This window comes from Brevibacterium siliguriense (assembly GCF_900105315.1).
GTDB lineage: Bacteria > Actinomycetota > Actinomycetes > Actinomycetales > Brevibacteriaceae > Brevibacterium > Brevibacterium siliguriense.
In genome coordinates this window covers 2,954,032-2,979,774 of the sequence record NZ_LT629766.1, presented here as the reverse complement: position 1 = coordinate 2,979,774, position 25,743 = coordinate 2,954,032, and the positions used below count along the sequence as shown (strand labels likewise).

Annotated in this window: 30 protein-coding genes and 1 riboswitch; of the genes, 21 read left to right on the top strand and 9 right to left on the bottom strand. The window is 64.3% G+C overall.

Annotated features, from left to right (window positions below; translation table 11 throughout):
• Positions 1–38 precede the first annotated feature (38 nt).
• Together BLU88_RS18180 and BLU88_RS13335 are read left to right on the top strand one after the other, a co-directional pair.
• On the top strand, positions 39–239 hold the full coding sequence (locus tag BLU88_RS18180; protein ID WP_157689113.1) for a hypothetical protein: 201 nt from the start codon (positions 39–41) through the stop codon (positions 237–239).
• 29 nt (positions 240–268) lie between these two features.
• The gene (locus tag BLU88_RS13335) at positions 269–706 is read left to right on the top strand and encodes an SRPBCC domain-containing protein (RefSeq protein ID WP_157689111.1); all 438 of its coding nucleotides are present in this window, start codon (positions 269–271) and stop codon (positions 704–706) included.
• On the opposite strand, the gene BLU88_RS13330 is transcribed toward BLU88_RS13335, so the two are convergent.
• A complete protein-coding gene (locus BLU88_RS13330; protein WP_092014840.1) occupies positions 696–1,598 on the bottom strand; it encodes a carbohydrate kinase family protein in 903 nt (300 codons plus the stop codon). The genes BLU88_RS13335 and BLU88_RS13330 overlap by 11 nt on opposite strands.
• A gap of 119 nt (positions 1,599–1,717) precedes the next feature.
• Here BLU88_RS13330 and BLU88_RS13325 point away from each other — a divergent pair, with 119 nt between their 5' ends.
• The 5 genes from BLU88_RS13325 to BLU88_RS13305 all read left to right on the top strand — a co-directional run bounded on the left by BLU88_RS13325 (position 1,718) and on the right by BLU88_RS13305 (position 6,490).
• Entirely contained in the window at positions 1,718–2,176 is a 459-nt protein-coding gene (locus BLU88_RS13325) for a DUF2695 domain-containing protein (protein WP_092014837.1), read from the top strand.
• Between the two features lie 26 nt (positions 2,177–2,202).
• Positions 2,203–3,363 (top strand): nucleoside hydrolase, encoded by a 1,161-nt coding sequence (locus tag BLU88_RS13320; RefSeq protein WP_092014834.1) that lies wholly within the window; start codon positions 2,203–2,205, stop codon positions 3,361–3,363.
• 667 nt (positions 3,364–4,030) lie between these two features.
• The gene (locus BLU88_RS18775; RefSeq protein ID WP_231939409.1) at positions 4,031–4,237 is read left to right on the top strand and encodes a hypothetical protein; all 207 of its coding nucleotides are present in this window, start codon (positions 4,031–4,033) and stop codon (positions 4,235–4,237) included.
• Positions 4,234–5,082, top strand: a complete 849-nt coding sequence (locus BLU88_RS13310; protein WP_092014831.1) for an energy-coupling factor transporter transmembrane component T family protein — start codon at positions 4,234–4,236, stop codon at positions 5,080–5,082. Before BLU88_RS18775 ends, BLU88_RS13310 begins: the two co-directional genes overlap by 4 nt.
• Before the next feature lies 1 nt (position 5,083).
• Positions 5,084–6,490: an ATP-binding cassette domain-containing protein gene (locus BLU88_RS13305; RefSeq protein WP_092014828.1), complete on the top strand. Its 1,407-nt coding sequence runs from the start codon at positions 5,084–5,086 to the stop codon at positions 6,488–6,490.
• A gap of 100 nt (positions 6,491–6,590) precedes the next feature.
• On the opposite strand, the gene BLU88_RS13300 is transcribed toward BLU88_RS13305, so the two are convergent.
• Positions 6,591–6,878 (bottom strand): YrhK family protein, encoded by a 288-nt coding sequence (locus BLU88_RS13300; protein ID WP_092014825.1) that lies wholly within the window; start codon positions 6,876–6,878, stop codon positions 6,591–6,593.
• Between the two features lie 113 nt (positions 6,879–6,991).
• Between BLU88_RS13300 and BLU88_RS13295 the strand changes: the two genes are divergently transcribed.
• The 5 genes from BLU88_RS13295 (at position 6,992) to BLU88_RS13275 (ending at position 10,142) form a co-directional block, all read left to right on the top strand.
• Positions 6,992–7,654 (top strand): hypothetical protein, encoded by a 663-nt coding sequence (locus tag BLU88_RS13295; protein ID WP_092014821.1) that lies wholly within the window; start codon positions 6,992–6,994, stop codon positions 7,652–7,654.
• 60 nt (positions 7,655–7,714) lie between these two features.
• Positions 7,715–8,287, top strand: coding sequence for a DinB family protein (locus BLU88_RS13290; protein ID WP_092014818.1), 573 nt, complete (start codon positions 7,715–7,717; stop codon positions 8,285–8,287).
• Between the two features lie 13 nt (positions 8,288–8,300).
• Positions 8,301–8,762 carry a VOC family protein gene (locus tag BLU88_RS13285; protein WP_092014813.1) on the top strand — a complete coding sequence of 154 codons (462 nt, stop codon included), beginning with the start codon at positions 8,301–8,303 and terminating at the stop codon, positions 8,760–8,762.
• An 83-nt stretch (positions 8,763–8,845) separates the two neighbouring features.
• Positions 8,846–9,520, top strand: a complete 675-nt coding sequence (locus tag BLU88_RS13280) for a PepSY domain-containing protein (protein WP_092014810.1) — start codon at positions 8,846–8,848, stop codon at positions 9,518–9,520.
• Positions 9,513–10,142, top strand: a complete 630-nt coding sequence (locus BLU88_RS13275) for a thymidine kinase (RefSeq protein WP_092014807.1) — start codon at positions 9,513–9,515, stop codon at positions 10,140–10,142. Before BLU88_RS13280 ends, BLU88_RS13275 begins: the two co-directional genes overlap by 8 nt.
• Here BLU88_RS13275 and BLU88_RS13270 read toward each other — a convergent pair.
• Positions 10,139–10,783 carry a mismatch-specific DNA-glycosylase gene (locus tag BLU88_RS13270; protein ID WP_092017486.1) on the bottom strand — a complete coding sequence of 215 codons (645 nt, stop codon included), beginning with the start codon at positions 10,781–10,783 and terminating at the stop codon, positions 10,139–10,141. The genes BLU88_RS13275 and BLU88_RS13270 overlap by 4 nt on opposite strands.
• Before the next feature lie 23 nt (positions 10,784–10,806).
• Between BLU88_RS13270 and BLU88_RS13265 the strand changes: the two genes are divergently transcribed.
• A complete protein-coding gene (locus BLU88_RS13265) occupies positions 10,807–11,322 on the top strand; it encodes an SRPBCC family protein (RefSeq protein ID WP_092014803.1) in 516 nt (171 codons plus the stop codon).
• 36 nt (positions 11,323–11,358) lie between these two features.
• Here the strand turns inward: BLU88_RS13265 and BLU88_RS13260 are convergent, their stop codons facing one another.
• The 4 genes from BLU88_RS13260 to thiO form a co-directional block, all read right to left on the bottom strand.
• Positions 11,359–12,570: a ThiF family adenylyltransferase gene (locus BLU88_RS13260; RefSeq protein ID WP_092014801.1), complete on the bottom strand. Its 1,212-nt coding sequence runs from the start codon at positions 12,568–12,570 to the stop codon at positions 11,359–11,361.
• Positions 12,567–13,334 carry a thiazole synthase gene (locus BLU88_RS13255; RefSeq protein ID WP_092014799.1) on the bottom strand — a complete coding sequence of 256 codons (768 nt, stop codon included), beginning with the start codon at positions 13,332–13,334 and terminating at the stop codon, positions 12,567–12,569. The genes BLU88_RS13260 and BLU88_RS13255 overlap by 4 nt, the downstream gene beginning before the upstream one ends.
• A gap of 1 nt (position 13,335) precedes the next feature.
• Positions 13,336–13,593 carry a sulfur carrier protein ThiS gene (gene thiS / locus BLU88_RS13250; protein WP_092014790.1) on the bottom strand — a complete coding sequence of 86 codons (258 nt, stop codon included), beginning with the start codon at positions 13,591–13,593 and terminating at the stop codon, positions 13,336–13,338.
• Positions 13,590–14,771, bottom strand: coding sequence for a glycine oxidase ThiO (thiO, locus tag BLU88_RS13245; protein WP_092014788.1), 1,182 nt, complete (start codon positions 14,769–14,771; stop codon positions 13,590–13,592). The genes thiS and thiO overlap by 4 nt, the downstream gene beginning before the upstream one ends.
• Positions 14,761–14,864: riboswitch (TPP riboswitch) on the bottom strand. It overlaps the preceding gene by 11 nt.
• A gap of 11 nt (positions 14,865–14,875) precedes the next feature.
• On the opposite strand from thiO, the gene thiE reads away from it, so the two are divergent.
• Both thiE and BLU88_RS13235 read left to right on the top strand, forming a co-directional pair.
• The gene (gene thiE, locus BLU88_RS13240; RefSeq protein ID WP_092017484.1) at positions 14,876–15,559 is read left to right on the top strand and encodes a thiamine phosphate synthase; all 684 of its coding nucleotides are present in this window, start codon (positions 14,876–14,878) and stop codon (positions 15,557–15,559) included.
• Positions 15,556–16,521: a ketopantoate reductase family protein gene (locus BLU88_RS13235; protein ID WP_092014786.1), complete on the top strand. Its 966-nt coding sequence runs from the start codon at positions 15,556–15,558 to the stop codon at positions 16,519–16,521. Before thiE ends, BLU88_RS13235 begins: the two co-directional genes overlap by 4 nt.
• Here the strand turns inward: BLU88_RS13235 and BLU88_RS13230 are convergent.
• Complete coding sequence (locus tag BLU88_RS13230; protein ID WP_092014783.1) at positions 16,475–17,713, bottom strand: DedA family protein; 1,239 nt, start codon at positions 17,711–17,713, stop codon at positions 16,475–16,477. The genes BLU88_RS13235 and BLU88_RS13230 overlap by 47 nt on opposite strands.
• Before the next feature lie 147 nt (positions 17,714–17,860).
• Here BLU88_RS13230 and BLU88_RS13225 point away from each other — a divergent pair, with 147 nt between their 5' ends.
• Genes BLU88_RS13225 through BLU88_RS13215 form a run of 3 tightly spaced genes read left to right on the top strand, consistent with a single transcriptional unit; the run spans position 17,861 to position 20,996 of the window.
• Positions 17,861–19,051, top strand: coding sequence for a sensor histidine kinase (locus tag BLU88_RS13225; RefSeq protein WP_092014780.1), 1,191 nt, complete (start codon positions 17,861–17,863; stop codon positions 19,049–19,051).
• Positions 19,052–19,059: 8 nt separating this feature from the next.
• Positions 19,060–19,746 carry a response regulator transcription factor gene (locus tag BLU88_RS13220; RefSeq protein WP_269457638.1) on the top strand — a complete coding sequence of 229 codons (687 nt, stop codon included), beginning with the start codon at positions 19,060–19,062 and terminating at the stop codon, positions 19,744–19,746.
• Positions 19,743–20,996 (top strand): alpha-hydroxy acid oxidase, encoded by a 1,254-nt coding sequence (locus BLU88_RS13215; RefSeq protein WP_092014773.1) that lies wholly within the window; start codon positions 19,743–19,745, stop codon positions 20,994–20,996. The genes BLU88_RS13220 and BLU88_RS13215 overlap by 4 nt, the downstream gene beginning before the upstream one ends.
• 7 nt (positions 20,997–21,003) lie before the next feature.
• Here the strand turns inward: BLU88_RS13215 and BLU88_RS13210 are convergent, their stop codons facing one another.
• A complete protein-coding gene (locus BLU88_RS13210) occupies positions 21,004–21,612 on the bottom strand; it encodes a TetR/AcrR family transcriptional regulator (RefSeq protein WP_157689109.1) in 609 nt (202 codons plus the stop codon).
• Between the two features lie 126 nt (positions 21,613–21,738).
• Between BLU88_RS13210 and BLU88_RS13205 the strand changes: the two genes are divergently transcribed.
• From BLU88_RS13205 to BLU88_RS13195, 3 genes are all read left to right on the top strand, one after another.
• Positions 21,739–23,088, top strand: coding sequence for an FAD-dependent oxidoreductase (locus BLU88_RS13205; RefSeq protein ID WP_092014767.1), 1,350 nt, complete (start codon positions 21,739–21,741; stop codon positions 23,086–23,088).
• A gap of 106 nt (positions 23,089–23,194) precedes the next feature.
• Positions 23,195–24,673 carry an amino acid permease gene (locus BLU88_RS13200; RefSeq protein ID WP_092014764.1) on the top strand — a complete coding sequence of 493 codons (1,479 nt, stop codon included), beginning with the start codon at positions 23,195–23,197 and terminating at the stop codon, positions 24,671–24,673.
• A gap of 100 nt (positions 24,674–24,773) precedes the next feature.
• A complete protein-coding gene (locus tag BLU88_RS13195; protein WP_092014761.1) occupies positions 24,774–25,727 on the top strand; it encodes an iron-siderophore ABC transporter substrate-binding protein in 954 nt (317 codons plus the stop codon).
• Positions 25,728–25,743: the final 16 nt, after the last annotated feature.

Below are 25,743 nucleotides of genomic sequence, written 5' to 3'. Positions count from 1 at the left end.
AATCACTTATCCTCAATGATGATCCCGAAGGAGCGATCATGATCACAGGACTCATGGCCAATATCGTTGTCACCGGCGAGAAGGAAGCGACCGAATGGTATTCCCGACTCTTCGAACGACAGCCGAATGACCAGCCGATGGCGGGGCTGGCTCAATGGCTCTTCGACGAGAGCTTCGGAATCCAGATCTGGGAGGACCCGCAGCGAGCCGGACGGAAACCAGGTGGTGTTCTTCGGTGAGTGAGGCAGCATCTGACCAAGGTGCGCCGGTGACCGCGACGATCAGCCTCGGCGCTGATTTCGAGCATCCGGTCTCGAGGGTCTGGAACGCCTTCGCCGATTCGGATGAGCGCGTGCAGTGGGGAGTCCCCGAAGGGGAGGAGATGGTCTGCGACATCGACGAATTCCGTCCAGGCGGAGCGATCCGCGCCCGTTGCGGGTCACCCGGAGTGTTGGAGTTCGTCTCCACCGGACTGTACTTCGCGCTCGCACCGGAGCGTCACATCGTGACCACTGAGACTCTCACCAGACACGATGAGATCCTCTCGACCGCCATCATCACCTGGACCCTGACCGCCACCCCGGCAGGCACCCGAGTCGAGCTCGTCGACCAGGTCGTGTCCTTCGTCGGTCAGGGAATGATCGACGGCCACCGCAACGGCCATGACATCTGCCTGCGACAGCTCGGCGAATTCCTCAGCTCGTGAGATCCGCGGCCCACGGCAGATCCGCACCCTCTTGGCTGACCGTGATTGCAGCAAGCGCAGATGCACGATCTCCCAGGGCCGTGAGCTCTGCCGTGCAGAGGTCGGACACAGCGTTGTCCTGTGCATTCAGGTCGTGGATGAGCGAGACCATGAACGTATCCCCGGCCCCGATTGTGTCTTTGACTTCCACTTTCCTTGAGGTCACTGATGCCAGCGCCGAGGCCGTCGCCACGATCGCACCCTCACCTCCGAGAGTCATGGCGACCAGATTCGCCCCGAGGCTGAGAAGACGGTTGACCTGTGCGGACTCGTCGAGATCGGGATAGAGCCAGTTCGCATCGACATCGCTGAGTTTGAGAACATCGACTCGACTCGCCAACTCCTCGAATCGTGGCAGCGCATCCTCGCGGGAGCCGATGATCGACGGTCGGATATTCGGGTCGAAGGAGATGAGCGGACGGGGATGCGTGCCGGAAGCGCCTGTCGCAGAGGCGAGAACCTCATCGATGACCGCAGCGCCAGGTGAGAGGAATGCTGCAATCGATCCGAAATGCACAACGGAGCGGGGCGCGTCGGAGAGCAGAGAAGCGTCAGGATCCCACCGCAGGTGGAACTCGTACTCGGCGGAGCCATCATCGGCCAGGCGGGCCAGCGCTGTGGACGTGGCGCCACGTGGTGAAGCTAGCACAGCGACCTGAGACTTCTGAAGATGAGCGAGAAGGAATCCGCCGTGGAAGTCATCACCGACATCGGTGAGGAACTCGACCTCGACGCCGAGGCGGCCCAGTCCGAGAGCGACGTTGGCGGGTGCTCCACCCGGTGCATAGCGGTCCGGACTCCCGGGCGTGCTGACAATGTCGATGAGGGCTTCACCGATGACGAGAATGCTCATGGGGATGATTCTAAGGTGAAACAGTTTCATCGGCCGTGACCTGCTGAAATAGGACACAAATCGGTGAATATGGCGGATTGACCGCATTTCATGTCAGTGCCGTCTGGAACAGTGCGGTCATGGACAAGAACACCATTGACAACGACGTCAGAACGATCATCGACGAGGAGACTGACCGCGTCTTCACCCCTCGGCCGGGAGAATGCCTGGCCTGTTATGTGTTCCGCCAACTCGGTGAATTCGGCTGCAACGGCACTCACCGTTTCGCAGAAGGCTTCCGCGACCGTACGGCTCCACGTGCCACGGCGCTGCTCGCGCGACTGAGCAGCATGGGTGCCTGCTGCTGCGACTGTGAAATGTTCTTCAATGCGTTCACCTTCGCGGCCAAACCGTGGATCACCAGCATGCCGTTCGGCGAGCTCATCGGGACTCCTTTCGGACGCGAGGAGGCGGTTGACATGAGAGAGCGGTTCGGAATCGACGAACCTCCTTCGACGATGCTCTACCTCTGCTGTCGACTGGTGAGAAGGGGGTCCACCCAAGCCTGCGGAAACTGGGCCCGCATCCGACGATGGTGAGGGCGCGCGTCCGGCAGAATGGGACCATGTCTGCCACTCTGCCGCTCTTCCTCGACTGCGACCCAGGAATCGACGATGCCATCGCGCTGGCCTACCTGTGCTGCCAAGACGACGTCGACGTCGTCGGCATCGCCGCATCCGGAGGCAACGTCGCCACCGCACAAGTCGTCGAGAACACCCGCGGATGGTTGTCACTGGCCGGACGCAGCGACGTTTCAGTCCACACCGGCCACAGTCTTCCGCTGGCACGGCAGGCCCTGCAGACGGGTCCGCAGGCATCGGATGCGGCAACGGGCGAAGCCCCGGAATATGCCGACCTCACCCACGGCGAGGCCGGACGTGGATATGCGCGGCTGCCGACTCCGAGCGGGCCGGTGAGTTCGGTATCGGCTGCTCAGGCATGGGTCGATGCCGCCCACGCCCATCCCGGACAGCTCCTCGGTGTCGTCATCGGTCCAGCCACAAATCTTGCCCTGGCTCTCGAAATCGACCCGGATCTGCCGAGTCTGTTCAAACGTCTCTTCATCATGGGCGGAGCGTTCAACTACCGGGGCAACACCCACCCGACGACGGAATGGAATGTCACCTTCGACCCCGAGTCCACCGCCCAGGTGCTCGCTGCTTTCGACCGCACCAATCAGGAGGAGCGACTGGCCCACCTTCCGGTCATTGCTCCCATCGAGGCGACCGAAGCCGTTGAGATGACACCCGAGCGACTCGCTACCATTCTCGACGGAGCCTCTGCCAGCAGTGCTGACGACCGTTGGCATTCAGTACTCGCACAACTGGCCGAGGCACTCCGGTTCTACTTCGAATTCCACGAATCCGATGGACTCGGCTATATCGCCCACATCCACGATCCCTTCGTCCTCGCCTGCGCCCTGGACTGGGCACGACAGGACACCATTGCCTCGAACGCAACAGAGTCCGAAAGATCGCACGCCAACCCCGAGGAGACGGCTACTTCAGCTCCGGAACGGGGAACGGCGGGCGAACTGCCCTGGGCGACGACGCGATGGGCACCCGTCGATGTCGAACTCACCGGTACACTCACACGAGGCGAAACCGTCGCCGATTGGCTGGGACGGTGGGACCGCCCCGTGAACGCAGAGGTCATCCGCGCCATCGACGCTCCCGCCTTCCTCGACCACCTCAGCACCACCCTGATGAAAGGACCACCCGCATGACCGCACACTCCAGACAGTCTGGGCAGGGGCCGACCACCTCGGTCGGTCCCGGACAAAACCACAACCGCACGCTTCCCCTCACCCTCACACTGCTCGGCACCCTCATCGTCATCGGCACCTACGTCGCCGTACTCCTCACCCAACCGGCCAACCTCGACGTCGACCTCGGATACACCACTCTGTGGGTCATGCTGGGTTACCTCGGCGGAGGCATTCTGCTCGCTGCTGGCACTCTCCCACTCATTCCTCGCAGCGTTCTCGCGCTCATTCCGGTCGCCATCGCCCTCAACGTCGTCATCGGGCAGGTCATCGGCAACTACACACCCGTGCCCCTCTACCTCGACTCCATCGGAACTGTGCTCATCGGGGTCCTGGCCGGTCCGGCCGCAGGAGCATTCACGGGAATCATCTCGAACCTCATCTGGGGCGTGACCCTGAGCCCCAGCGTCATCGCCTTCAGCTCCGGGGCCGCCTTCATCGGAGCGGCCGCCGGCTGGGCCGCAAGGCTCGGAGTCTTCCGCACACCCTGGACCGCGATCATCGTCGGTGCCATCGCCGGTGTTCCCGCCGGCGCCATCGGAGCACCCGTTGCCGCCTATGTCTTCGGCGGAGGGCTGGGGCCGGAACCGGGGGAGTCGTCGCGATCCTCCAAGCGGCAGGACTCGAGATGTTCAACGCCACCTTCGCGCAGAGCATGGTCTCCGACATCGTCGACAAGGCGCTCATCTTCGCCCTCGCCTATATCGTCATTCAGTCGCTGCCGAAACGCATCATCGGTCGGTACCAGTTCGTCGCCCACAGCCGGCCCCGTGTGATGAAGACCCACACAACGGAGCAGGCAGAGCCGGTCGAATCGGCACAGCCGACGGAATGAGCCCCGTCACTTCCGAATCCGATGCCCACAACGCTGCCGCAGACGATGCTGAGGGTCCCCGCCCGAAGCGTCGTCTGCATCCGGCCACGGAATTGGTCATCCTTGCCTGCGGTCTGCTGCTCGTCTTCGGAATACCCTCACTGATCGTCCCGGTTATCATCCTCACCGGCACGATCATCACCGTGACGGTCTCATCAATGGTGCGACTGCGGACTTGGGCGATGGCTGTGGGGCTGCTGTGCCTACCGACTCTGGTTGTGCTCATCGTCGTGCAGGGACTGTTCTACCCCGGCACCGAGGTGCATGTGCTCTGGCAGGCGGGACCCGCCCGCCTCAGTGCCGAAGGGCTGAGCATAGCCGTGCTGATCTGGCTGCGTGTGAGCAGTCTGATCGGGCTGGGTGCACTGTTCGGACTCGGGGCTGACTCCGCTCGTCTCTTCGACGGCCTGCGTCGACTCCGTCTGCCCTCGGCAGTCGCCTATGTGTGTGCCTCGGCCATCGGTCTCATCCCTCTGATCGGTGCACGCACTCGATACATCATCGAAGCGAGGCAGGCCCGCGGCTGGGCCACCGACTCCTGGCACGTGCGCATCCGACTGCTGCCCGGAATCGTCGTCGGGCTCGTCACCGCGATCCTGCTGACTGTCGATCAGCGTCACGAAGTGCTCGAAACCAGCGGACTCGATTCGAATGCGACTGTGGTCGAGCTCCAGGACCACACGGACGGGACAGGGCAGAGCCTCCTGCGTATCCTGACTCCGCTGGCGGCCCTCGGCCTCGTCGTCGCCTCGGTGATGGGAGTCCTTCCGCTGCCGGGTGGCGCACAGCTGATCGGCGGTGCCTGAGATGACCGTCGCGATCACTGACGCGAGCTTCATCTATCGAGGAGAGGACACCGCGGCACTGAGCGGAATCAACCTCGAGATCACCGGCGGAACCATGACCGCGGTGCTCGGCCCGCTCGGATCGGGAACGTCGACCATGTGCCGCATGCTGTCCGGACAGCTCTCGTCACGCGGGTCCTTGACCGGCACCGTCGATCTCAGTGGGACGGTTGCACTGCTGGGCGATGATCCGGAAGCGCAGCTGAGCGGAATGACCAGCAACGTCGGTGACGAGACACAGTTGGCCTGCCGACTGCTCGGTTCTGACCCGACCGATGCCGGCAGACGAGCCCGGCACCTGCTCGAACTGCTCGGGATCGGTGAATTGTGGGGCCGACGATTGGACTCGCTCTCCGGCGGGCAGAGGCAACTGGTCGCATTGGCACGGATTCTGGCACCCGCGCCCGACCTGCTCGTCCTCGACCAACCCGCACAATCCCTGGACCCGCAGATGCGTGAGCGTCTGGCGACAGTGCTGCAGGAATTCTGCGACCGGGGAGGGGCGGTGCTCATCACCGGTCATCAGACCGACGAACTGATCCACATCTGCAGGGAGGTCCTTGTCCTTGATGCCGGACGGCTGCAGACGGCGACTGCGTCGACTCCATTCGGCGGCATCTGGGACAGCCTCCTCGACGATGCCACGGACCACCCGAAGACAACGAACCGTCAATCAGATCCGCTGCTCACGGTCCGCGACCTCACCGTGGACCGGGGAAGCAGACGCATCCTCGACGGATTCGAGCTCGATCTGCGGCCCGGTGAACTCACCACTGTCACCGGAGCCAACGGGGTCGGGAAGTCCACGCTCCTGCGTGCCCTCCTCGGACTGGTCGACCGGTCGGCGGCCCTGACGGCATCGATCACGGTCAGCCGCCTCGGCGAGATGATCCGTTTGGACACCCTGCCCGCCCACGCGCGCAGTGCTCACCTCGGATGGGTGGGACAGGATCCGGGGCTGCAGCTCTCCGCCGCCACAGTGGCACGCGAACTGTTCCACGCCGCGCCGCTGCCGCCGCATCGGCGGCGAGACCGAGGTCAAGTCCGCGACCAGCGCCGGGCCGACGTCGACACCGTCCTCGCCGAAGCGCACCTGACCGAGGTCGCTGACGACCATCCCTTCGACCTCGACGTGCCGCGACGCAAAGACATCGTCATCGCCTCGGCGCTGATGACCGAGGCGACGGTGCTGCTGCTCGACGAACCGACGATCGGGCGGGACCTCGCAGCGATGACCCGGCTGAACGCGATCATCGAGTCGTTCCTCAACCGTGGAGGTGCTGTCCTGGCAACCACACACGACCAGCGCTGGGCGAACGAGTGCGCGCACCGCAGACTGCGGCTTATCGACGGGCGAGCCCGGTCATGATGGCATGGTGAACAGATGCGTGAGAGCGGACAGGAGAGATCATGTGGGTGCGGCTGCGTGGCCGCTCAAGTCACGGTGCGCATTGACTGGCCGAACGCGGTCAGTAGTCGAAGGAGTCGTCGCCGACGGTCGCAGGGCTGCGCAGTCTCTGCAGGTGCAGATGCCTGATGAGTCGGATGACCGGGCGAATGAGCATCTCGACACTGCCGATGACGAACAGCCATGTTCCGGTGGTCATGAGGGCGTCGGAGAAGAACATGAAACTGCCGATGAGGAACCACAGTCCGATGAGCACATCATTGGCGATGCTGATGACCTGGTAGCGCTGCCGGATGACGAGCTCTTCCCGTCCGATCCGCAGATGAATGTCCCGGCTGCTCTCTGGCAATGGTCTGTCCTCTCCTTCTGGGTCTCCTTCAACGCGAGCCTACTGGCACAACCTGGTCGAGGTCACAGGTCGGAACTGTCTCTCGTGTCAGTGGCTGCGTCTACCGTGGGGTCATGGATCAGAACTCGAACCCATCCGATACCCGCGCTGCCGACAGCTCCCGCGACGCCGAGGAGTTCGCCCATCGGCCGCCGATGCCATGGGATCAGATGCTTGCCGTCATCCGCCAGATCCCGCAGCTGTCCGCCGTGGAGGCGGCCCGCACCGCGTCGCAGATGCCGGGGGTCGCGGCCGATGCTCTCAGCCCTCTGCAGGCGGCGGGCACACCGCCCACCTGGGATGGGCTGCACACAGTCATCAACACACTGCTTCGGATGCATCTGCTGCCCGCTCAGCTTCCGCAGACACGCAGTCCCACAGCGATGCTGACCCATCTCCTCACCGAACTCGCCCTGAGCGTCTCAGATCACCGCAGTCCACCGCACGATTTGGCATCAGCGTCGAAGAAGCAGAATACTGTGCCTGCTCAGGTGCGTTTCGAAACCGAATGCATCACCTGGCTCATCGCCGGAAGGCTCGGGGTCAGGGCCGTCGCGTCAGGATCGCTCAAGGGCTACCTCAAACACGGCGACCTCATTCCCGAGTTCTCCAGGGACCGTGTGCTGCAGACAGTCGACACCATCGAAGACCTCTTCGGCGGTGCGCTCGCCTTCGGAACCACCATCCGAGAAGAGACACCCAGCCTGTTCGAACTGGAAGTCGGTCTGGCTGTCTGAACCCCGCCAAATCGTGTGCAGACCTGGTGTCCGGACAATCACAGTAGAAGAATGGCAGACATGTCCACCTCACCGCAGCGCTGGAGCATTGCCACCGTCTACCCCGATATGTGGGTCGATCCTGACGATGATCCCCGGAACACCGCAGGCCACAGTCCCGACGGAGAACGTGCGACTCTGCTCGACTACCTTCGCGACTACCGGTTGACTCTCGATCTGAAATGTCAGGGGCTCACTCTTGAGCAGATGATGCTGCTCTCCGTTCCGCCGTCGACGATGTCGCTGCTGGGGCTGGTCCGACACATGACCGAAGTGGAGCGCGACTGGAGGAACTGGATCACCGACGGCGAACCCGAACCACCGATCTACGGGAGCCTGGACGCCGCATTCGATCTCAGTGATATTCCGTCCCAGCCCGACGACGCGGTCCTCACTGACGCCTTCGCCAAACTCGAACTTGAGCAGACCTCCACCGACGCCGTAGTCAGCAGGCACGAGGATCTCGGCACACACATCGGCCGTGAAGACATTGCGGTGCGCGAGTTCCTCGTCCACCGCATCGAAGAATATGCCCGTCACTGTGGTCACGCCGATCTGCTGCGTGAATGCATCGACGGCAGAACCGGACAATAGGGAGTCACCGATAATGAGCCGAACAGTCCAGGTCACCGTCGACTGCCACGATCCCGTCAAGCTCGCCCGCTTCTGGGCCGAAGCACTCGGTTACATCATTCCGGGTCCTCCAGGGGTACGACTCGGTGATGATCAGGATCCTTTCGCTGCTTGGAAAGAGTTCATTGCGAATCTTGGAATCGAGCTCGGTTCCGAGAATATGCGTGCCGCTATTGAGGACCCGGACCAAGTAGGTCCGCGAGTCTTCTTCCAGACAGTGCCAGAGCCCAAAACGGTGAAGAACCGCCTGCACCTCGACGTCCGAGCCGCGCCCGGACTCGACGGCGATGAACGGATGGCCGCGCTCGAAGCCGAAAGCCTCCGACTGACAGAGCTCGGAGCAACCCGACTTCGCCGAGTCGACCCGGACCCGCCGTTGGAACGGGGATTCATCGTCATGGCCGACCCCGAAGACAACGAATTCTGCCTTGACTGACCATTCGCATCGGGAGTGCTGACCAGATGAGATTGTTCTCAGAAACCTCTGGTCAGACGTGTTTGCTTGCTAGCGTGAGCATCATGAAGACGAATCGCATGGCAATGAGCACAGTGGCAGGACTTGCAGCACTCTCACTCGGCCTGGCCGGGTGCAGCGGAAGTGATTCCGGCACTGATGACGCGCAGAACTCGCCCGCGGCAAGCGAAACGTCGCAGGCCGGCACCGCCGAAGGAGACGATCAGAGCGAGGGCGCCGACGACAGTAAGGAAAGCGGCAGCGAATCGACCAAGGAATCGGCGGGGAAAGGTCTGCCCGCTGATGCCGACCTGAGCAAGGAATCGCCGACCATCAGCGCTGAAGATGCGATCAGAACAGGCGAAGAGAAAGTCGGGAACGGAATCGTTCACGGTATCGAACTCGATTGGGACGACAAAGACCAAGCGTGGCAGTACGAGGTGTCCATCCTCGATGGAAACACCGATCATGATGTCGAGATCGACGCCCAGACCGGAAAGATCGTCAAACACGAGCAGGACTCGACCAACGACAAAGAGAAGGCCATCGACCTCAACCATCCGATGACCTTCGCCGAAGCCCTCAAACTGGCTCAGAAGAAGGCCGACGGAAAACTCGTGAGCTGGAAGCTCGAATTCGACGACAACCTGAGGGAATATCAGTTCGACTTCGATCAAGACGGTGTAGAGACGGAAGTCACCGTGGACACCGACTCCAAACGAGTCAGCGTCGATGACTGACTCCGGTCGTCTCACGGTCATCGCCGGGCCCATGTTCTCCGGAAAATCGGAAGAGCTCATGCGCAGGGTCAGGCGCGCCACGATCGCCGGAGTCGATGTCCTCGTCGTGTCACACTCACTCGACACTCGTTCGGACATCTCCACGATCACCTCGCACACCGGGGTGAATATCCCCGCCGTGCCGCTCGGCGACAGCGCGTTTCTCGCCGAGGCGGCCCGGCAGAAGGACTATGACCTCATCGCCATCGATGAGGCGCAGTTCTTCGGTGCGGAACTCATCCCTGCGGTCGACGAACTCCTCCGACAGGGATTCGATGTCATCGTCGAAGGGCTGTGCGTGACCTTCGACGGGCAGCCGTTCGAACCGCTGCCCAGCTTCATGGCCGTCGCCGAGGAAGTGCTCCGTCTCACCGCGGTGTGCACCGTCTGCGGGAAAGACGCTGTGTTCCACCAACGACTGGAGCAGAAGGACAGCCCGATCGGTTCAGGCCCGGCGAAGAACGCTGAGGCTCCCCAAGAGACTCTTGCCGCGACCGCGATCGACGCCAGTCATATCGGTGGGCTGGACAGCTACGTCGCTCGCTGTCGGCAGCACTTCACCGGAGCCGATCGAGGGGCCTAGTCGTCGATGCTGTTCCAGACTTCGCGCCAGATCCGCGCGAGATCCGGTGTCTGATAATGGGCGTTGAGCCCGCTCGGCTGTGGGACCACGTGCAGGGCCACATCGGCCGGCCACCCCTCGAGCAGCGTCGTGTCCTGCCGACCGAGCTGGGCCTTCGGCAATCGGTAACCGGCGCGGAACGCAGTGATCCCGGCGATCGCCACCGCGCGGGGGCGGATCTCGGCAAGTCGTTCGACGAGGTGCGCGGCACCCTCCCGCAGTTCCTGAGGGGAGAGTTCGTCGGCACGAGCGGTGGCTCGCCCGATGAGGTTGGTCAAGCCGATTCCCCGACTCAGCAGCTGCTGTTCATCCGCGGGTTCGAGCCCACGCGAGGCATCGACCTGGTGATCGGTGAGGCCTGCCTGATGCAACGACGGCCAGAAACGGTTCCCGGGACGAGCGAATGGCGCATTGACCGCGGCTGTCCACAATCCTGGGTTGATGCCGACGATGAGCATCTTCAGCCCGGAGGAATCCGTCGGCAGGATGTCATCGATCGCGTTCGGATCATCCGTCGCGAATGCGGCAAGGTCGTCCTTGGACGGTTTGCGGCCGCCCAAGGGGGACGGCCGACGATTGCTGACGAAGTTGTCCTCACTCACATCTTTCACACTACCGTCGTACCATGAGCCACGACCATGTCACCCCACGGACCGGAGAATCCGCACCCTTCCATTTCGACGACCGGTGGATCGTCGAGGCCGGAATCGAATCGGTGTGGGCGGTCCTGGAACGGGTCGATCAGTGGCCGCAGTGGTGGCCGGGCCTGACCGCGGCGGAACGAGTCGGGCCCGGACATGTCGACGACGACGCAGCCGATATCTCTGTGGCCGCCGGCAGCCGGGCCCGCCTTGTGGTCCGTGCCCCGATCGGGTGGTCCTTGCGGTTCTCCATCGAGGTCGACGAGGTCGATGCACCCCATCTCATCCGCTTCCGATCGAACGGCGATCTGCGTGGCGAAGGCCGATGGAGCCTCACCGCCTCCGAGGCCGGGACGACCATCGATGCGCTGTGGTGTGTGACGACGAGCAGAGCCGTCGTCAGGGTGATGCGACCGCTGTCGGGACTCATGCACGGTGCAGTGATGGCAGCTGGTGAACGGGGGCTGCGATCGCGACTGGCAGAGCTGTCCGGCTCCTGAGCAGAACGGTCGCCGGGCCTCTGAACCTGCCGGTTGCTAGTTCCTCGGGTCTGCGGAGGCCCGAGGGACGTCCTCCCACGCATCGATGCCGCCGGCAAGGGAGCGCAGACGGAGTCCGGGCGGTACCGAACCGGACAGCATTTCGACGGCCTGAGCGGACCGGGCCCCGGACTTGCAGTGGATGACGATGTCGATTGGTGACCCCGCTCGATCGGAATCGCTGAGCGCCGACTCCAGAGCCTGCCATCCTCCGTCTCGGAGGCTGCCGAGCGGCAGATGCAGTGAACCGGGGATCGCCGACAGTTCGCGTTCCCAGTCCTCCCGCACATCGACGACGAGAACATCATCGTGGACGGACCGAAGTTCGGCGACGTCGATCTCATCTGCCGTAGATTCTGCTGCGCCGGCGTTCGAGTCCACGGTGCAGGCGGCAGTCACCTCGGCGAGATCAGTGACTTGGGGGCGGTCGGGATCGGGGGAGAACCGCAGGGTCGAATATTCCCCGGTCAAAGCCTCACAGCGCAGCAGCCGACCGATGAATGGGGTGCCGATGCCGCAGATGAGTTTGATCGCCTCGGTCGCCATCGCCGATCCCACGGTTCCGCACAGGACGCCGAGGACCCCGCCCTCGGCACAGTTGGGCACCGAATCGGGTTCCGGGATATCCGGGAACAGGTCGCGCAGCATCGGCCCGTGGCCGGGAACGAAGGTGCTCACCTGACCGGCGAAGCGGAAGATGGTGCCCCACACCAAGGGGGTGCCGGTGAGTTCGGCGGCATCATTGGACAGGTACCGGGTTGCGAAATTGTCCGCACCGTCGAGGACGACATCGTGGCCTGTGAAGAGCTCGAGCGCGTTTTCCGGAGTCAGCCGGCCCTCGATCGTGCGCACCGCAAGGCTCGGATCAAGTCGGTGCACGGCATCGGCGGCAGAAGTGACCTTCGGCCGTCCCGCATCGGCATCACGGTGGATGATCTGGCGCTGCAGATTCGACGCCTCTACCACATCATCGTCGATGATCGTGATCGACCCGATCCCCGCCGCCGCGAGATAGTTGATCACCGGCGATCCGAGTCCCCCTGCCCCGATGACAAGCACCGAGGCGGCCCGCAGACGCCGCTGCCCCTCTATGCCGAATCCCGGCAGGCCCAGGTGTCGGGAGTAGCGTTCCAGCTCCGCCCGGGACAGGGATTCCACGGGTTCGACGAGCGGTGGGACCGTGGGCAGAGCGTTGGATGCGGCGCTCATTGTGCTGCGACCATTCCGTCGAACGGCGAGGATGCCAATGCCAGAGGCCGCTTGGGAATCCTCCCGGCCCCGGACGCCAGATGCCCGGCCTCGACGGCCAAGGCCATCGCCCGGGCCATGGCATGAGCGTCGTGGGCGCGAGTGACGGCCGAGGCCAGCAGCACCCCGGTGCAGCCGAGCTCCATCGCCAGAGCAGCATCCGAAGCGGTGCCGACACCGGCATCGAGGATGACCGGCACCTGTGCACGGGAGACGATGGTCTCGATGTTGTGGGGATTGAGAATGCCCAATCCGCTGCCGATCGGAGCACCGGCCGGCATCACCACGGCCACCCCGGCACCCTCCAGACGTTTCGCCAGAGCCGGATCATCGTTCGTGTAGGCGAAGACTGTGAAGCCGTCGAGGACGAGTTCCTCGGCGGCGGCAAAGAGTTCAATGGGGTCCGGCAGCAGGGTATCCTCATCGGCGATGACCTCGAGTTTGACCCAGTTCGTCTCCAGGGCCTCCCTCGCCAGACGGGCAGTGAGCACGGCGTCCCGGGCCGTATAGCAGCCGGCCGTATTCGGCAGCACTCGGATCTCCAAACGCTGAAGCATGGTGAAGACCGAGTCCCGGGACTCGGCGTCGAAGCGCCGCATCGCCACAGTGGTCAGCTCGGTTCCCGAGGCCACCAGCGCGTCTTCGAGGATGCTCAGGGAGCTTGCCCCACCCGTGCCCATCACGAGGCGAGACGACATCTCCACATCATCGATCATCCAGCTCATGTCAGCCTCCCTGCACTGCGGTGACGATATCGACGATGTGACCGTCGGCAAGTGTGAAATCGGACCAGGCTCCGCGGCGGATGACTTCACCGTCGACGGCCAGGGCTAGCCCTAAACGTCCGCCGTCGGCCGGAGTCCCATCGGGGCTCAGTTCCCGTCCGGTGACCTCGGCGATGAGGTCGAGCGCCGAGGAGGCACTCAAGAGCTCATGGTGTTCGCCGTTGAGAACGATGGTCGGTGAGTGTACGTGGTCGGTCATGAAATTCTCCTCATCGAGTGGGCAGCGGTGCGGTTTGAGTGGGTATTGGTGTGTTCTGTGGTAAAGCGGTGCGGGGACACGGACTCGAGCGCCCCGTCAGGGGGCCAGTCGGAGACGGCGCCCAAGGTGAGTTCGGCGCCGAGCCTGCCGCCGAATGGGGCCAAGAGGATGCCATGCCGGAAATACCCGGTGCTCACGACACAGCCGGAATCGACGCGCCCGATCATCGGCAAGTCGTCGGGAGAGCCGGGGCGGGCTCGAGTGGTGATGTCGGAGATCTCCGCGTCGAGGATGCCCGGTACCACCCGTTGCCCGTCAGCAAGCAGCCGGTGGATAGCCCCGGCAGGGGTACCGGACAGCCCGTCTTCCCGAGAACTGGCACCAAGCACGATCTCGCCATCGGGGCGAGGTACAAGGTAGACGGAGCGGCCGTTGACCAGCCCGCGGATAGTACGGGTCAGCAGCGGAGTCGTCTCAGCGGTGGCACGCAGACGCAGCACATCGCCCCAGACCTCCCGGATCGGCAGCTGCGGTGCACCGACGATTTCGTTATTGGCGGTGCCGGCGCAGAGGATAACCTGATCGGCGTCCAACCGACGACCATCGCTCAGTTCGACGCCCATGGTTCTATCACCGTCCCTGAGCAGCCCGACCACCCGTTGATGGATGAGGAGGGCCCCTGAGCCTGCGGTCAGGACAGAGAGCAGAGCCGCGCAGACCCGACGCGGATCGATCGAATGATCACCGGGAATATGCACAGCCCCTGCCACAGCAGGCGACAGCGCAGGCTCGACCCGGCGGGCAGCGCTGCCGGCGACGAGCTCGGTGGCGAAACCTGACCGCGACTGAGCCTCGCGCAGTTCTCGCAGTGCCTGCAGGTCGGCCCGGTCACCAGCGCACACCAGAGTCTCGGTATCCGTGGAACCGAGATCGACCGCGGCGGCGCTCGCCACCTCGGCGGCGAACTCCGGGTACATCTCTGCCGAGGCTCTCATCAGCGGGTACAGGGGAGTCTGCCCCCACACCACCTCGGCGGCGGGAGCGATCATCCCGGCAGCGGCATGGCTGGCCCCCAGCGCGGGGGCAGGATCGATGATGGTGACGTCGGCACCGACGCGGCGCAGATACCAGGCCGTGGACAGGCCGATGATCCCTGCGCCGACGACAATGACTCTCACAGCTTCTCCCTCCGGCGGCATGATCCGCATCAGGTCTGACGGTCGGCTCCTACGCCCTCTCAGCCTCGTTGGGAGGCTCCCGCGAACTCCTCTACTCTATGACCATGACCACTCAGACGCCACCGCGCAACACCGAACGGCAGACGAAGAGAGCCTGGAGAGAGGCCCGATTGGCCGAAGCCTCGCTCTACCTGTGCACGGATGCCAGGACCGCTCAAGGCGATCTGCCTGAGTTCCTCGATGCCGCCTACCGAGGGGGAGTCGACATCATCCAGCTGCGCGACAAGACCCTCGAGGCCCGGGCGGAGATCGGGGCCCTCGAAGCGCTCAAGGACATCGCAGCCCGGCACGGCAAGCTCTTCTCCGTCAACGACCGCGCCGACGTCGCACTCCTCACCGACGCCGATGTCTTCCACGTCGGTCAGGGAGATCTCACCAGCGGACAGGCCAGGGCTGTGCTCGGTCCCGACGTCATCCTCGGCCGCTCCACTCATTCCCTCGAGCAGGCGCTCGCCGCCGAGGCGGACCTGGAAACCGACTATTTCTGCGTCGGGCCGGTCTGGGAGACCCCGACGAAACCCGGTCGGACTGCCGTGGGGACAGCGCTGCTGACCGCCGCTTCCGCCGAGACGACCAAACCGTGGTTCGCCATCGGCGGGATCGCAGCGGGGGAGAGGCTGGATGCGGTCCGGCAGGCGGGCGCGAACCGTGCCGTCGTCGTGCGTGCGATAACCTCGGCTGAGGATCCCGCTGCGGCCGCTCGGGAACTCAAGGAGGAGTTGGAATGACCCAAGCAGCTGACAGCGCAGGCAGACAATCCGGAGCAGGCTCCGCCCCGTCGATTCTCATCGCCGGGGCGGGTGCCACCGGCGGAGCGTTCGGCACCTATCTGCTGGAAGCCGGACGTAAAGTCACATTCCTGCTCCGGCAGGCTCGGGCGGCGACGCTCCGTGAAGAGGGACTGCACTTCACCAGTCCCGATGCTGATCGGACGAACCAGGTCGATGTCATCACCGCCGAGGAACTCACCGCCGCGCCACGGACCTTCGACCTCGTCATCGTCGCGGTCAAAGCGGGCGGGCTCGACTCGGTCATCGACGACATCGGACCGGCCGTAGGAGAGCAGACGACGATCATCCCATTCCTCAACGGCATGGCTCAGATCGAGAAGCTGCAGACCAGATACCCGGGACAGGTGCTCGGCGGATTCGTCAAGATCGTCGGCACCATCAGAGACGGAGCAGTTGTTCAGCTCACCGACCTGGCCGTGATGACCATCGGCGATCTCCACGGCGCAGACGTGCCCACACGAATCTCCGAGGCCCTCGACGTGCCCGGATTCAAACTACAGACCGTCGCCGGAATCATCGACGGGCTGTGGGAGAAATGGACCTTCATCGCCGCGGCTGGGGTCGTCACTTGTCTGTTCCGCGCCCCGGTCGGAGCGATCATGGAGGCCGGCGGCAGGTCAAATGTGCATGCCATCATCGATGAGCTCGAAGCCGTGGCGGCGGCGGCCGGGCACCCGGTGTCTGAAGCCTCCCACGCCATGACACTGAAGATGCTCACCGAGGACGGTTCGGCCTTCACCTCATCCCTCTACCGGGATGTGACGGCAGGGCTGCCGAGCGAGACGGAGCACATCCTCGGCGATCTGTCGCTCAAGGCAGAGGAACTGGGAGTGGCGACTCCGCTGCTCGACCTCACACTCGTGCAGCTGCGGGCAGGTGAAGCTCAGAAGCGGCCCTGACCTCGGCAGTTCCCGTGCGCAGCATCGCCAGGTACGGTTCCTGCGGCTGAGTGTGCTCGATGTCGGCGGAACCGTGGGCGGCGGTGAATGTGACCATGGGTACGCCGTTGACATCGTCGAGGACGAGCAGCGTTTCGTATCCGCCCGGCCCCACCGAATGAGAGCTGCCGGGCGGCAGGTCGAAGACGAGCCGCTCCAGCGGACTGTCGGGCTCGGGCGGACGGTTCATCTCCTGAGCCGCCACATCGGCGAACTGTTCGGCCGTGATGAGGTAGGCCTTGGCGGGTGTCGGGCCGGGGACGGAATGGTCGTAGAAGGCCATGCCGCCACCCCACACCTTCGATTCGCCGGCGAAGTAGATCGTCCCGGGCAGTTCGATCCCGGCTTCGGCCTGGGGGAGTGAGCTGTCTCTGGCTCCCGGATAGGTTAGCTTCGCACCGGGCGGTCGCCCGCCCTGCAGATAGCAGGCGAGCCGATCGCGAGCCATGTTCGATCCGTAGCTGACGTACCACACATGTGTTTGAGACATCCCCTCCATCATGACATTTCGGCCGCGGAGATCGTCGAATCGCCGACCGCTGCGTTCGCGCCGGCGCGAACGCCCACGCAGCAGCCGGCGCACGAGTTCGGCGCTGCCGGTGATGACCAGGGCGATGCCGATGCCCACGGCGACTCCGAGCAGCGGCCGGCCTTCGAAGATCGTGCCGCCGATGAGTCCGATGCCCGTCGAATAGAGCGCCCATGCCAGACTTCCGATCCCATCCCAGACCAGGAACATTCGGATCGGGATCCCGAGCAGGCCGGAGCCGATCGTCGCCAGGCTGCGGCCCCCGGGAACGAACCGGCCGGCGATGAGCACACTCCCGCCTCGGGGGGAGAAGGCCGTGCGGGCGGAGTCGAGGAGCTCCGCAATTCGAGTCCACCGCCTCAACCGGCCCACTCCGGAGCTGGCGAAGCGGCCGACGAGGTGAGCGGCCAGATCGCCGAAGAGGGCTCCGGACGCGGCGGCAAGGACGAGGCCCGCCGGGTGAGGCTGCCCCGCCGCGGCGAAGGTCGCAGCAGTGATGAGCAACGTCTCCGAAGGCACAATCGGCACGAGCGAGTCGAGAGCCGCGGCCACGGCGATGAGCAGGTACACCCACGGTGACGTGAGAGTGGTGGCGAGTAACTCGAGTGCGAGCTCCATACTCATCCACGCTAGGCATCAGGCGGCAGGGACGGTACGCGGCCGGGCACACAGTCAGTGCGGTCGTCCGGCCGGCGCCATTGCGGAAAACCGGAACCCGAGACTGCGGCCGAACCCCTGTGAGTCGGCGATCGGCGTTGCTACGATCGATTCATGCCCTGGCCGAGCGCGCTGTCCACCCGCCTTCCTCCCGAAGTACGGATGTTCGCCGCGCGGTGGACACGGGCCGTCCTAGCCGTCGTATGGGGCGGTCTGCTGTGTCTGCCACTTCTCATCGCCTCCGTCTTCTCGCCCACCTCACGTGTGGCCGCCCGGGCGCGAGGCTGGGAGCTCGCCCGGCACTCGCGCGGGTTCGGTCTCGTTCTCTCGGACGCCCCGATGAAACGTCGCTTCCTGCTCGGCAACGGCCTTGTCGCAGGTATCGCCATCATCCCCACCGCGAATCTCCTCGGCGGATTCTTCGTCGTGACTCTCGGATCGCTCTTCCAAGGCTTCTTCATCGGGGGAGCGGTCAACATCGGATTCGACATGTGGTCGATCTCCCAGCCGACGCTCTTCGTGGGCGTCCTCTACGGGGCGGCGAACATCATCGGAGCCATCGCCCTGGCCGAGGCGGCAAGCTGGGCGCACAGCCGCATCGATGCGCATTTCGTCGAGGTGGAGCGTCCCTTCGCGGTCTACACCCGCATCAGCGAGCTGCTGACGACCCGTCGCGGAGTCGTTCTCGCCATCGACGAGGAACGACGCCGGATCGAACGCGACCTGCACGACGGCGTGCAGCAGAACGTCGTCTCCCTGTCCGTGCTCATCGCCCGCGCCAGACGCGCTTCCGACCCAGCGAAGACCGAATCCCTGCTCGATGATGCGCTGGTCCAATCACAGGATCTCATCGATGAGATGAGGGAAGTCGCTTGGCAGGTCTATCCCACGGCGCTCGATGAGCATGGGCTTCGGCCCGTGCTCGAGAGGATCGCCGATCGCAGCCCCGTACCGCTGACCCTGGAGACCGTGCCGGAAGGCAGATTTCCTCCCGCAGTGGAATCTGCCGCCTACTTCGTCGTCCGTGAAGCCGTGACGAATGTCGTCAAGCACGCCGAGGCGGACGCGATCACGGTGAGCATCGTCGCCGAGTCCCAGACGGCAATGATCGCGACGATCACCGATGACGGCATCGGCGGAGCCGATGCGCATGGCGGAGGACTCCAAGGCCTCGTGCGGCGGGTCGGGGCGCTCGACGGCAGTATCGATGTCGACTCCGAAGAGGGCACAGGCACCACCGTAAGTGCCCGGATCCCGCTCGGGACCGAAGCACAGATAAGCAGTACGAAGAGTGAGAACAGTTAGAAGTGACTATGACAGAGGTACAGACGGAGAACCGGATGCGTGTCGTCCTCGCCGATGATGCGGTGCTGCTGCGTGAGGGGGTGCGCAGTCTGCTCGAGGACGAAGGGATCAGCGTCGTCGCGTCCGTCGGAGACGGCGGAGACCTGCTGCGGGCGGTCGCCGAACTGCGACCGACACTGGCGATCGTCGACGTGCGGATGCCGCCGACTCACACGACTGAGGGGCTGGAGGCGGCACTGGCGATCAAACGGCGCTTTCCGGACATCGGTGTGCTCGTGCTCAGCCAATACGTGCTGCGCGAGTACGCGACAGAGCTGCTGAGCACCGAATCCGTGGGCGTCGGATACCTGCTGAAGAATCGGGTGACGGATATCGACCGGTTCCTCGAGTCGGTCCATCGCATTGCCGAGGGCGGAACGGTCATCGATCCCGACGTCGTCCGGCAGCTGCTCACCACCTCGGAGAGGCAGAATACGCTGTCGACCCTGACCTCACGGGAAAGCGAAGTTCTCGAAGCGATGGCGGAGGGGCTGTCGAACCGGGGCATCGGTGAACGGCTCTTCGTCTCAGTCAGCTCCGTCGAAAAAGCGATCAGCTCGATATTCGATAAGCTCGGCCTCCAAGCAGGAGAGACCACGAGCCGCCGCGTTGCGGCCGTGCTCGCCTATCTCAACCGCGAACGAGGAGAGAAATGAAACGTGGACTGCCCGATCTCAGAGAACTCGCACCCTTGCTGCAGTTCGACCTGCCGCGCCTTGACCGGGTCGCAGCCAGATTGGAGTCGGCCGCAGACATCTGGGACCTCCGCCGCATCGCCAAGCGGGTGACGCCGACCGCTCCCTTCGACTATGTCGACGGTGCCGCTCTGGATGAACGGACGTTGGCGAAGAACCGTGAGGTTCTCGGCAACGTCGAGCTCCTTCCTCGCATCCTCCACGGAGTCGATGCACCGGATACGTCGACGACGATCGCCGGTGCCCGAACTCGGCTGCCCTTCGGCATCGCTCCGACCGGTTACACCCGCATGATGCATTCCGCAGGTGAGGTCGCCGGGGTCCGTGCCGCGGCGAAGGCTGGAATCCCTTTCTCGCTGTCGACGATGGGCACCACCTCGGTCGAAGACGTCGCACAGGCGGCACCGGACTCCACCCGGTGGTTCCAGCTCTACCTATGGAAGGACCGGCAGCGCAGCCTCGACCTGATCCAGCGGGCCGCCGCCAGCGGATACGAGACCCTGCTGGTCACCGTCGACACACCGATCACCGGCCAGCGACTGCGCGATCACCGCAACGGTCTGACGATACCGCCGCGATTGACGCTGAGAACCATCCTCGATGCCTCCTATCGTCCCGGCTGGTGGTTCAACTTCCTCACCACCGAACCACCGAAGTACGCCTCGCTGTCGAACACTTCACAGTCCTTGGCGGAGATGACGACGACGATGTTCGACCCGACTCTCGACCTCGAGGACCTGCGGTGGATCCGCGAACACTGGAACGGACGACTGTTCGTCAAGGGCATCCTCACCGCCGACGATGCCCAACGTGCCCGATCGGTCGGAGCCGATGGACTCGTCGTCTCCAACCACGGCGGTCGTCAGCTCGATCGGGCGCCGGACTCGCTGACCTCGCTGGCCGAAGTCCGAGCGGAGGTCGGACCGGATATGGAGCTGATCTTCGACTCCGGGATCATGTCCGGCACCGATGTGGTCACCGCGCTGTGCGCCGGAGCGGACTTCGTGCTCATCGGCCGGGCATACCTTTACGGACTCATGGCCGGCGGCCAGAGGGGCGTGGAGAGAGCGATCGCCCTCATCCAACAGGAGATCCTCACCGCCATGGGACTCATGGGCGCCCGCAGCATCTCCGACCTGGGCCCCGACCTCGTCCGCGGGCTGCCGCAGGCACCGGCTTCTGACCAGGGGCTGCCGGCCGACTCTGTGTGAGCCCGTCTCAGGCACTCAGCAGACGCGCGAGCAGCCTGAAAAGATGGGTCGAAATCTCCTCTGGGTCGACGTCTGCGCTGTCGCTGCCCGTCAGCGTCAGCGCCCTTTCGTCGAAGGTGCGCAGCAGTGAGAACACCGCCAGGGTCTGGAGCTCGAGCGGACATTCGACATCGATCGCCTCAGACTCACGTCCGGCGATGAGCACGGCACGCACCCATGCCTCGACTCGTTCGGCGAGCGCCCGGACTGCCGGACTGTCAGAGTTCGCATAGACGATGTGCCACAGCAGCGTGAGCTCTGGGCTGTCCGGCCATGTTCGCGCAATGTCGTCCCAGACCGAGCGCGCGCGATCCCAGAATCCGTCAGCGAAGCTCTCCGGAGCAGGCGGGCTCCAGAAGCGACGGGCGGCTGCAGCGAGGTCGGCGACGAGGAGGGCGAAGAGGTCGTCCTTCGAGTCGACGACATGGTAGAAGGAACTCTTGCTCATTCCGCAGGAGGAGATGATGCGATTGAGCGACGCTTCCTCGAACGTGCGCGAAGCGAATTCCCGCGCGGCGGCATCGATGAGCGCGGCGCGTCTCTCTGGGCGCATACGCGCCAGCGCAGTCTCGGACACGATGTCAGTCTAGCAATCGTCGACCCATCTATGGACCATGTAGTCCAGACGGTGATAACGTGATTGGACCATCCGGTCCACATTCGGGGCCGGCGCATTGAATCGGTCCGACGAGGGAGCTCTCTCATGATTACCGCGGCAACGGTCGACGACCAGCTGAAAGGCGTGAGCCCGGAAGAGCCGCGCATCCTCATCGTTGGAGCCGGAATCGCGGGAATCACCCTGGCTCAGCTGCTCCGCGGCCGTGGGATGCATCCGGTCCTCATCGACCGCTCGGCCGATTCCGGCCGGATGATCGGTGACAACCGGGCCGGATACATGCTCGCCCTCATGCCAATGGTCGACCCCATCATCGACGACCTCGGCTGCCGGGACGCCTACCTCGAGGCCAGTGTCGGCATTGATCGCTATGTCGCCCATGCGCATGCGGGCAGACTCCTCAGGCAGGACCACCTCGGTGAACTGCTGGCCGACTTCGGCGACTATCGCGGAATCTCCCGCGCGGCACTGCTCGAGGTGCTCACCGGCGACGACTGCCCGATCGCTTTCGGCACCACAGTGACCGGACTGTCCGACAATGGCGCCACTGTGACTCTGGCAGGGGGAGATGAAGGGGAACAGTTCGATGGTGGGCAGAAACAGAACCTCGGCCAGGAAACAGCGCTCGAATTCGACGCCGTCGTCATTGCAGACGGAATGAATTCCCGGACGCGCCGACTCGTGACCGATGAGCCCGCCACAAAGGGCTCCAGCAAGCCCGCCGTTGCCGGCTCGAAAAAGACCTCGGACGTGTCGTCCGTCGACACCGCGTGGGGCGGATGGGTCTGCTGGGCCGAGGCGGACGATGACCAGAGCGCCGTCGATGAGATCTGGGGCGACGGATTCTTCCTCGGCATGTACCCGGTCAAGGGCGCAATCGGAGTCTTCCTCGGCTGCCCCGACAGCAGGCAGCCACTCGGCCCACGGCGATTCGCCGCCGAGGTCCGCAGTCGTCTCACGGTTCTGACTCCACGGATCGACGCCTGCCTGACCGCAGTCGCAGAGGCCGAAGTGCCTTTCTTCTGGCCGTTGCGAGACTCTCGGGCAGATCGCTGGAGCCATGGGTGGACAGTTCTGCTCGGCGATGCGGCGGCCGGGTTCCTCCCCACAGCCGGAATCGGTGCAGGAATGGCGATGGAATCGGCCGGAGTGCTCGCCGACGAACTCTCCGCCCTTGTCGCTCGGCCCGACGCAGACACAAGCGGGAACGATTCGACCGCAGCCACCTTGATGGCTGCCGCACTCGAACGATTCGAGGCCCGCCAGCGGCCACGTGTTGAGGCCGCCCATGACAATTCGCGGTCGCTGGCCCGTTTGATGTTCGACAGGTCCCGCTTCTTTGCATTCGTCCGCGACCAAGCCTTCCGCATCATCAGCATCCGCTCCGCGATCAAGCCGATTCTCCAGCTCCTCGAATCCCCGCCTGAGCGGATGTGACCCTCCTCCCACCCTGCGTCCCCATCGGCCGAGAACGGCCCCGTGTGTGGTAGGAATGGCCAGGGTCCTCGTGCGCGGACCTGCCGAACCACGAACGAGGATGACCATGGGAATGCCAGCCGCCTCGGCGAAAGAAGAACGCCGACTCCGACGGGGACTGAAGTCCCGCCACCTGCAGATGATCGCCATCGGCGGTGCCATCGGCACAGGACTCTTCCTCGGCTCCGGAGGCACGATCTCCCAGGCTGGACCCGGCGGTGCCCTGCTGGCCTACGCCGCGATCGGCATCATGGTCCTCTTCGTCATGCAGTCCCTCGGCGAGATGTCGACTCACCTGCCCGTCGCCGGATCGTTCCACACCTACGGCACCAAATACGTCAGCCCCTCATTCGGCTTCGCCATGGGCTGGAACTACTGGTTCAACTGGGCGATCACATTGGCTGCTGAACTCGTCGCCGCCGGTGTCATCATGTCCTTCTGGTTCCCCGATGTGCCGTCGTGGATCTGGGCGGCGGTCTTCCTCCTCCTCCTCGCGGGACTCAACTTCCTGTCGGCGAAGGCCTTCGGAGAAGGCGAGTTCTGGTTCGCCGCCATCAAGGTCACCGCCGTGCTGGCGTTCCTCGTGCTCGGCGTGCTCATGATCTTCGGCATTCTCGGCGGAACCTCACCCGGGTTGAGCAACTGGACGACCGGCGTGGCCCCGTTCGTCGGCGGATGGATGTCCGTCATCAGCGTGTTCATGATCGCCGGGTTCTCGTTCCAGGGCACAGAACTCGTCGGCGTCACAGCGGGGGAGTCGGAGAACCCGCGCAAGGACATGCCGCGAGCCATCCGCACCGTGTTCTGGCGCATCATGCTCTTCTACATCGGCGCCATCGCCGTCATCGGCTTCCTCCTGCCCTATACTGATCCGTCCCTGCTCGCCTCGGCGAACAATGAGGACATCACGGCTTCACCGTTCACCCTCGTCTTCGAACGAGCCGGGATCGCCGTGGCCGCCGGGCTGATGAACGCCGTCATCCTCACCGCCATCCTCTCGGCCGGAAACTCCGGCCTCTACGCCTCCACCCGCATGCTCTACGCCATGGCCGAAGAGGGAACCGCGCCGAGGCTGTTCGCCCGACTCAACGAACGCGGAGTCCCCGTTATGGCACTGCTGGCCACCGCGGTGATCGGCCTGTTCGGATTCCTCACCGAGATCATGGGCGACGGAGGGGCCTATACCTGGCTGATGAACGTTTCCGGACTCTCCGGCTTCATCGTCTGGGTCGGCATCGCATGGTGTCACTTCCGGTTCCGCCGCGCCTATGTGCGGCAGGGTCATGATGCTGCTGACCTTCCGTATCGGGCCCCGCTGTTCCCGATCGGCCCGGTCATTGCGCTCATCATGCTCATCGTCGTCATCATCGGACAGAACGTGCAGGCCATCGTCAACGGGCAGCTGCTCCAGGTCGCCAGCGCCTATGCGGGGCTTCCGGCGTTCCTGTTCCTTTGGGTCATCCACCGCATCGTCACCGGTCGACGCTCACGCAAGGTCGCCCTCGAGGACATGGATGTCGAAGGGCTCGAGATCAAGACTCCTTGATCCGAAAGTCGAACCTTCGCCGAGGCGGCACTGCGGTGGGAATCTCCCCACCGGAAAAATGAGTTAAGCTAGGCTCGCCTAACTACTCAAGAAGGATTCCATGCGTCGTATTCTCGCCCCAGTGATCGCCTCTGTCCTCGTCCTCGCCGGCTGCGGCGGCGGAGGCTCAGTCGAAGAAGCTTCGGGCCCCACCGTCGACACGAAGTTTGGCGCCGTCGAGGTGCCCGCCGATCCGCAGAAGGTCGTGGCCCTGGGGTGGGGCGATGCCGAGACCGCACTGGCCCTCGGAGTCCAGCCGGTCGGTGCCTCAGACTGGGTCGAATTCGGCGGCAAGGGCGTCGGCCCATGGGCCGAGGACCTCTACGACGAAGCACCGGAGATCATCGAGACGATGGAACCCGACTATGAGGCCATCGCCGCCCTGGAACCCGACGTCATCCTCGACACGAACAGCTCCGGGGAGAAGAAGCGCTACGACCGACTCTCCGAGATCGCGCCGACGGTCGGAGTCCCCGAAGGCGGCGACAACTACCTGACGACCATGGACCAGCAGGTCGAACTCGTCTCCCAGGCACTCGGAAAGGCCGACGACGGGAAGAAGCTGCTCGAGGACCTCGACAAGACCTACGCCGATGCCCGCGAAGATCATCCGGAGTTCAAGGACAAGTCCGTGACCGTGGCGGCGAAGACCTCCGAGGGATGGGGTGCCTATGTCGAGGAATCCGGTCGCGTGCAGGTCATGGAGCAGCTCGGCTTCAAGCAGTCCGAGACGATTGCCGGAATGAAGGCCGAGGGCTTCTCCGTGCCGGTCTCCGAGGAGAACCTCGATCAGCTCGACGCCGACCTGCTCCTGACATTCCCGATCTACATCGAGGACTCCGAAGTCACCGACGACGCGGCCTATAAGCGCATCCCGGCTGTCAAGGACGGGCACGACCTCGTTCTGACTGAGGACAATGACGACATCCGCAAAGCGTTCTCACTCAACTCGATCCTCTCGGCGAAGTACACAGCGGAGGAGCTCCCGGGGCTCATCGCTGACAAGGTGAAGTGACCGGCGACCGTGCGCG